The following is a 6,883-nucleotide window of genomic DNA, read 5'->3' on the forward strand; positions in this document are numbered from 1 at the left end:
CTTCGGCCACCGAGGCCCACTGGTTCTGGTCCTGGCGGAACTTTTTCCATGGCTCGTAGATCTTGGCGAACTTGGCGTTGCGTGCCGCCTCTTCGTTCATGACGTCGTTGGCGGCCTTGTAGCAGGCGTCCATCATGTCTTTCGGGAAGTTGCGCAGCTTGACGCCGCCCTTCAGCAGTTTCGCCAGCGCGGTCGGGTTGCGGAAGTCGTATTCGGCCTGCATCACCACGTGCGCTTCGTACGAGGCGCACTCGATCGCGGCCTGGTATTCCTTGGGCAGCTTTTCCCATTCCTTGATGTTGACGTAGAACGAGAACGAGGCGCCCGCCTCCCACCAGCCCGGCGCGTAGTAGAACGGCGCCACCTTGTGGAAGCCGAGCTTTTCGTCGTCGTACGGGCCGACCCATTCGGCCGCGTCGATGGTGCCTTTTTCCAGCGCCGGGTAGATGTCGCCGCCGGCCAGCTGCTGCGGCACCAGGCCCAGGCGCTCGAGCACCTTGCCGGCGAAGCCGCCCACGCGCATCTTGGTGCCTTTCAGGTCGGCCACGGATTTGACTTCCTTGCGGAACCAGCCGCCCATCTGGGTGCCGGAGTTACCGCCCAGGAAGTTGATGATGCCGTAGCCCTTGAAGAATTCGCGGGTCAGCTCGCGGCCGCCGCCCTGGTCGTACCAGGCGGTGTGCTGGCGCGAGGTCAGGCCGAACGGCACCGCGCAGTCGAAGGCGAAGGTCGCGTCCTTGCCGAAGTAGTAGTAGGAGGCGCTGTGGCCGCACTCGACGGTGCCGGCTTGCACCGCGTCCATCACCTGCAGGCCGGGCACGATTTCGCCGCCGGCGAACGAGCGGATGTTGAACTTGCCGCCGGTAAGCTGGGAGACGCGCTTGGTGAAGGTGTCGGCGGCGCCGAAGATGGTGTCCAGCGATTTGGGGAAGCTGGACGCCAGGCGCCAGTTGATGGTGGGCAGCGACTGCGCCAGGGCCGGGGCGGCGATGATGCCTGCGGTGGCGCCGACAGCGGCCTTGGTAATGAATGAACGGCGTTCCATACATTGTCTCCTAGGTTTTTTTAATATGCCGGGGACAGTGTATGGAAACGTGGGCAAGCTTGCAACGGGAAATTAGCTTCCTGCAACAACCATTTTTTCGATCAGGATGGAACCGGTCTGCTTGGTGCCGCGCACCAGTACGTCCGAGCCGATACCGACTATTTGCTGGAACATCTCTTTCATGTTGCCGGCGATGGTGATCTCCTCCACCGGGTACTGGATCACGCCGTTTTCCACCCAGTAGCCGGACGCGCCGCGCGAGTAGTCGCCGGTCACGTAGTTGGTGCCCTGGCCCATCAGTTCGGTCACCAGCAGGCCGGTGCCCATCTTCTTCAGCATGGCCACGAAATCGTCGTTTTTCTTCGTCAGCGAGGACGTCATCGACAGGTTGTGCGAGCCGCCCGCGTTGCCGGTGGTTTGCATGCCCAGCTTGCGCGCCGAGTAGGTCGACAGGAAGTAGCCCTGCACCACGCCGTCCTTGACCACGTCGCGGCGCTGGGTGCGCACGCCTTCCTCGTCGAACGGGGCCGAGCCGACCGCGCCGATCACGTGCGGGTCTTCCTTGATCTGGATATGCGACGGGAAGGCCGACCGGCCCAGGCTGTCGAGCAGGAAGGTGGACTTGCGGTACAGCGCGCCGCCCGAGGTGGCCTGGACGAAGGCGCCCAGCAGGCCGGCCGCCAGCGGCGCTTCGAACAGCACCGGGCAGGTGCGGGTGTCGAGCTTGCGCGCGTTCAGGCGCGCCAGCGCGCGCTCGGCGGCGTAGCGGCCGATGGCTTCGGGCGCGGCCATCCTGGCGGCGTCGCGCACCGAGCTGTACCAGTCGTCGCGCTGCATCTTGGCGCCCTTGCCGGCGATCGGCGCCACCGACAGGGTGTGGCGCGAGTACGGGTAGCCGCCGATGAAGCCGCGCGAGTTGGCCGACACGAAGTGCGACTGCTGCACGTGCACGCCGGCGCCTTCGCTGTTGGTGATGCGCGGGTCCACCTCGAAGGCGGCCGCTTCGGCGCGCTGCGCCAGCGCCACCGCCTCTTCGGTGGAGATCAGCCACGGGTAGTACAGCTGCAGGTCGCGCGGGTTTTTCTCCAGCATGTCCTCGTCGGCCAGGCCGGCGCAGTCGTCGTCGGCGGTGAAATTGGCGATGTTGTAAGCCGCGTCCACGGTGGCGCGCAGCGAGGCCGGCGAAAAGTCCGAGGTGCTGGCGTTGCCGCGCTTCTGGCCGATGAACACGGTCACGCCCAGGCCCTTGTCGCGGTTTTGCTCGATGGTTTCGATTTTCGCCTTGCGCACAGAGACGGACAAGCCGCTGCCCTCGCTGATCTCGACGGCGGCATCGGTGCCGCCCTTCTCGCGCGCGTACGCCAAAACGTCGCGTGCAAGCTGCTTCAATTGATCCTGGCTGTGGCTAAATGCGGAGTCGCTCATGTGGTGTTTTCTTCGGGTGACCGTTAAAACAGTTATCATAGCAGTCGTTTACAGTTTTTACAGGCCGGGTTCATGCCCTGCCTCACAGTTATCATGCCAAATGCAAACCGGGGCGCCGTCGGCTTCCAATCTTCCGAGTTCGAACAAGAATACGAGCGCCCATCTAAAACCGAACTCAAGCGCCAGTCCGACGCCCTGCAGGCGCTCGGCGCCGAGCTGGTGGAAGCCCCGCGCGACCGCGTCAAGCGCGTCCCCATGCCGGAGGACGTGAAAGAGGCCATCCTGACTTGCCAAACTATCACTAATCACGAAGGCCGCCGCCGCGCGATGCAGTTCGTGGGCAAGAAGATGCGCACCCTGGACGAGGAAGAAGTGGCCGTCATCCAGCGCACCATCGAGGGCTGGAAAGGCGCGTCCAAGGCCGACACGGCCGCCATGCACGCGCTGGAACGCCGCCGCGACAAGCTGCTGGCCGACGACAACGCGCTCACCACGCTGCTGTCGGAGAACCCGGAACTGGACGTGCAGCACCTGCGCACCCTGATCCGCAACGCCCGCAAGGAGCAGGCCGAGAACAAGCCGCCCAAGGCTTACCGCGAGATCTTCCAGATCCTGAAGCAGGTCGACGCCAAGCACCGCAAAGCCAAGGCCGACGATGCCGACGCCGAGGATGAGGACAGCGAAGAAGATGACGAGTGACGTGGCAGCGCCGGTGCTGGTGATCGGCCTGGTGTCGGTGTCCGACCGCGCCAGCGGCGGCGTCTATGAAGACCAGGGCCTGCCCGCGCTGCAGGAATGGCTGGCGTGCGCGCTGACGACGCCCTTCCGCGTCGAAACCCGCTTGATTCCCGACGAGCGCGCGCAGATCGAAGCGACGCTGGTGGAACTGGTCGACACCGCCCGCTGCCACCTGGTGCTGACCACCGGCGGCACCGGCCCTGCGCGGCGCGACGTGACGCCGGAGGCCACGCTGGCCATCGGCACCAAGGAAATGCCCGGCTTCGGCGAGCAGATGCGCCAGATCAGCCTGCAGTTCGTGCCGACCGCCATCCTGTCGCGCCAGACCGCCGTGATCCGCGAGATCGATGGCCACGCCGCGCTGGTGATGAACCTGCCCGGCCAGCCGAAAGCCATCAAGGAAACCCTGGAAGGCTTGAAGGACGCCGACGGCAAGCAGCTGGTGGGCGGCATCTTCGCGGCCGTGCCTTACTGCGTGGACCTGATCGGCGGCCCCTACATGGAAACCAATCCGGCGGTATGCAAGGCATTCCGCCCCAAATCGGCAATCAAGCCTGCCTGAGGATTTGCAATGACCGCACTGCTGGAAAACATCGAAATCGAATCGGGCACGAACCCGACCGTGTCCATCATCTGGATGCATGGCCTGGGCGCCGACGGCAACGACTTCGTGCCCATGGTAAATGAGCTGGACCTGGACGGCCTGCCCGCCATCCGCTTCATCTTTCCGCATGCGAACACCATGCCGGTGACCATCAACAACGGCTACGTGATGCGCTCCTGGTACGACATCGTCCACACCGACCTGGGCCGCCAGGAAGATGAAAAAGGCCTGCGCGCCTCGCAGCTGCAGGTGGAAGCACTGATCGCGCGCGAAAAAGCGCGCGGCATCCCGGCCCACCGCATCATCCTGGCCGGCTTCTCGCAAGGCTGCGCCATGACCCTGCAGGCAGGCTTGCGCCACCCCGAAAAGCTGGCTGGCCTGATGTGCCTGTCCGGCTATGTGCCGCTGGCCGACAAGGTCGCCGCCGAGCGCAGCGAAGCCAGCCTGCAAGTGCCGGTCTTCATGGTGCACGGCCGTATGGACCCGGTGATCCCGGTGGCCCGCGCCGAGGCCTCGCGCGACCTGCTGGCCAAGCTGGGCTACCAGGTGGAATGGCACGACTACTACATGCAGCACTCGCTGTGCCAGGAAGAGGTTGTGCACATCAGCGCATGGCTGAAGAAGGTCCTGGCCTAACCCCCGCAGTACCACTGAAAGCAGAAAATGAAGAAAACCGGCATGGCAAAAAGCGACGCCAAGAAGTTGATGGGCAAGATGGTTGCCCCTGGCGCGGCCGGATTCGGCAACACCGGCGCCGCCGGCGAGGTGGTGGACAAGCGCGAACAGCGCCGCCGCGACCAGGCGCTGGGCCTCGTGCCCTTCGCCGTCAAGCTCAATAGCGACCTGGTGGCGCAGCTGCAAGCGCTGGCCAAAGACAGCGGCAAAGACCTCAACGAAGTTGTCGCCGACGTGGTAACCCGCGGCCTGGCACCGCAATAAGCCGCCAATGCCGCGCCGCCAAGCCCGCAGCTAGGGCAGCGGCGCCACGCCCGACAGCGGCGCTGCCGACTGCGCGGCATTCATCACCATCGCCAGGAACGTGTAGTAGCCGTTCAACCCCATCAAATCCACCACCCCGTGCTCGCCGAAGCGCGCCAATGCGGCGCTGTAGGTGGCGTCGCACACCCGCTTGTTCCTGTGCAGTTCCACACAGAAGTCGTGCACCAGCGCCTCGTCGTCCATCATGGCGTCGGGCCGGCGCCGCCCGGCGATCGCCTCCACCATGGCGGGGCTGATCCCTTCCTGCAGCGCGATCGGCGCGTGGATCGCCCACTCCACCTGCTGGTCCCACTGCCGCGCCGTCACCAGGATGGCCAATTCCGACAGGCGCGTGCCGATGGCGCTGCGGTAGCGCAGGTATTCGCCCATGCGCTGCGCGCATTCCATCAGCTCCGGGCTGCGTATCAAGGGCACGAAGGGGCCGTACAGCGCGCCGCGCGGGCCGTCGATGATGGCTTGGGCGGCGGCTTGCTGCTGCGGCGAGAGCTCTGCGAAGGGAATGGGGCCGAGGCGTTCTGTCATGCGGAAATATTAGCAAACAACTCTTGGCTTAAGTGAGCCGTGTTTGCGTTTTTCGACATTGTGCTCACTAGCTGCGTGATATTTATTAAGGCGCAGTCCCACATCGATTCCAGAAAGGAGCAACACATGTCTTCAATTCTCAAACGCATCGTAGCGCCCGTGGCGCTTGCGGCCTGTCTCGGCATGGCGGGCAACGCCAACGCGGGCGTCCTGGAGTTCCAGGGCGTCACCTTCACGACTTCCTTCATGGCAAACGTGCTGCGCCTCGAAATCGACGCCGCCAATCCCACCGGCGACTGGTCCACCGCCACCACGCTGGGCATGCTCGGCATAAAGGACGTTGGCTCGTTCAGCAGCGTATCGCTGACGGCGGCGCCACCCGGTGGCCTCAGTTGGACGATCAACAACAACGAGCTGTCCGCCAACGGCTGCGTCAACGGCGCCAACCCCATGAAAATCTGCGCCTTCGGCTCGCACCTGGCGCTGACGGACGATATGGTGTTCGAGTTCACCTTCACCGGCGGCACGCAAGACTTCACGTCGCCGCACCTGAAGGTCGGCATGTACGAGGGCGACAGCCCGGACAAGGTGGGCAGCCTGATGTCGCTGAACGTGCCCGCCATCCCCGAGCCCGAAACCTACGGCATGCTGCTGGCCGGCCTGGCCCTGGTGGGGGCGCTGGCACGCAAGCGCGCATCCTGACGGAAATTTTTCGCACCGGAAGCGACAAAAATCAACAACTCCGGCTGCGCGGCGATCTATTGTCGTCTCTCCATATCAACCGGAGGACGACATGAGCCACATCATTCACCGCAGCCTGCGCCAGATGCCGCCGATTGCCGTCGGCGGCAAAGGCATCACCCTCCGCGACAGCCGTGGCAATACCTATCTCGACGCCAGCGGCGGCGCCGCCGTGTCCTCGCTGGGCCACGGCCACCCGGACGTGCTGGCGGCCATGCATGCGCAGATCGACCGCCTGGCCTACGCCCACACCGGCTTTTTCACCAGCGAAGTTGCCGAGGAACTGGCCACGCGCCTGGCCTTCGACGCGCCGGGCGACCTGAATCACGTCTACCTGGTGTCAGGCGGTTCCGAGGCGATGGAAACGGCGCTCAAGCTGGCGCGCCAGTACTTCGTGGAGAGCGGCCAGGCGCAGCGCAGCGTGTTCATCGCGCGCCGCCAGAGCTACCACGGCAACACGCTCGGCGCGCTGGCGCTGGGCGGCAACGAATCGCGCCGCAAGCATTTCGCGCCGCTGCTGATGGACGTGCGGCGCGTGTCGGCCTGCTACGAATACCGCGACCGGTTGCCGCAGCAGACGCTGAACGACTACACCGCCTCGTTGCTGGCGGAACTGGAAGCGGAGATCCTGGCGGCCGGGCCGGAGAAGGTGATCGGCTTCTGCGCCGAACCGGTGGTGGGCGCCACCGGCGGCGCCATTACCGCCACGCCCGGCTACTTCAAGGGCGTGCGCGCGCTGTGCGACAAGTACGGCGTGCTGCTGATCGCCGACGAGGTGATGTGCGGCATGGGCCGCACCGGCACGCTGT

At 65.0% G+C, this 6,883-nt stretch carries 9 protein-coding genes; 6 read left to right on the plus strand and 3 right to left on the minus strand.

The genetic code is table 11. The features are described from left to right. Nucleotides 1-1,045 (minus strand): TRAP transporter substrate-binding protein (locus AC6H42_RS16485; RefSeq protein WP_497548495.1); only part of this gene is annotated, 1,045 nt, incomplete at its 3' end. A gap of 72 nt (nt 1,046-1,117) precedes the next feature. Then, on the minus strand, nt 1,118-2,470 hold the full coding sequence (pmbA, locus tag AC6H42_RS16490; protein ID WP_057153075.1) for a metalloprotease PmbA: 1,353 nt from the start codon (nt 2,468-2,470) through the stop codon (nt 1,118-1,120). Nucleotides 2,471-2,563: 93 nt separating this feature from the next. On the opposite strand from pmbA, the gene yjgA reads away from it, so the two are divergent. The 4 genes from yjgA to AC6H42_RS16510 are packed head-to-tail and all read left to right on the plus strand — an operon-like array spanning nt 2,564 to nt 4,751. After that, on the plus strand, nt 2,564-3,169 hold the full coding sequence (gene yjgA, locus AC6H42_RS16495; protein ID WP_057153074.1) for a ribosome biogenesis factor YjgA: 606 nt from the start codon (nt 2,564-2,566) through the stop codon (nt 3,167-3,169). After that, nucleotides 3,159-3,770, plus strand: coding sequence for a molybdopterin adenylyltransferase (gene mog / locus AC6H42_RS16500; RefSeq protein ID WP_057153073.1), 612 nt, complete (start codon nt 3,159-3,161; stop codon nt 3,768-3,770). Before yjgA ends, mog begins: the two co-directional genes overlap by 11 nt. A 9-nt stretch (nt 3,771-3,779) precedes the next feature. After that, nucleotides 3,780-4,448 (plus strand): alpha/beta hydrolase, encoded by a 669-nt coding sequence (locus tag AC6H42_RS16505; RefSeq protein ID WP_057153072.1) that lies wholly within the window; start codon nt 3,780-3,782, stop codon nt 4,446-4,448. A gap of 27 nt (nt 4,449-4,475) precedes the next feature. Continuing rightward, the gene (locus tag AC6H42_RS16510) at nt 4,476-4,751 is read left to right on the plus strand and encodes a hypothetical protein (RefSeq protein WP_057153071.1); all 276 of its coding nucleotides are present in this window, start codon (nt 4,476-4,478) and stop codon (nt 4,749-4,751) included. 30 nt (nt 4,752-4,781) lie between these two features. Here AC6H42_RS16510 and AC6H42_RS16515 read toward each other — a convergent pair whose 3' ends face one another. After that, nucleotides 4,782-5,333, minus strand: a complete 552-nt coding sequence (locus AC6H42_RS16515) for a carboxymuconolactone decarboxylase family protein (protein WP_057153070.1) — start codon at nt 5,331-5,333, stop codon at nt 4,782-4,784. A gap of 126 nt (nt 5,334-5,459) precedes the next feature. Here AC6H42_RS16515 and AC6H42_RS16520 point away from each other — a divergent pair, with 126 nt between their 5' ends. Beyond that, entirely contained in the window at nt 5,460-6,035 is a 576-nt protein-coding gene (locus AC6H42_RS16520; protein WP_082551488.1) for a PEP-CTERM sorting domain-containing protein, read from the plus strand. Nucleotides 6,036-6,126: 91 nt separating this feature from the next. Next, the coding region (locus AC6H42_RS16525; RefSeq protein WP_497548496.1) for an aminotransferase class III-fold pyridoxal phosphate-dependent enzyme at nt 6,127-6,883 on the plus strand (757 nt) is incomplete at its 3' end.

The organism is Massilia sp. NBRC 108631 (genome assembly GCF_059704565.1).

Coding starts and splice junctions, on each gene's coding strand:
- pmbA (WP_057153075.1), bottom strand. CDS start 2,470: ATGAGCGACTCCGCATTTAGCCACAGCCAGGATCAATTGAAGCAGCTT.
- yjgA (WP_057153074.1), top strand. CDS start 2,564: ATGCCAAATGCAAACCGGGGCGCCGTCGGCTTCCAATCTTCCGAGTTC.
- mog (WP_057153073.1), top strand. CDS start 3,159: ATGACGAGTGACGTGGCAGCGCCGGTGCTGGTGATCGGCCTGGTGTCG.
- AC6H42_RS16505 (WP_057153072.1), top strand. CDS start 3,780: ATGACCGCACTGCTGGAAAACATCGAAATCGAATCGGGCACGAACCCG.
- AC6H42_RS16510 (WP_057153071.1), top strand. CDS start 4,476: ATGAAGAAAACCGGCATGGCAAAAAGCGACGCCAAGAAGTTGATGGGC.
- AC6H42_RS16515 (WP_057153070.1), bottom strand. CDS start 5,333: ATGACAGAACGCCTCGGCCCCATTCCCTTCGCAGAGCTCTCGCCGCAG.
- AC6H42_RS16520 (WP_082551488.1), top strand. CDS start 5,460: ATGTCTTCAATTCTCAAACGCATCGTAGCGCCCGTGGCGCTTGCGGCC.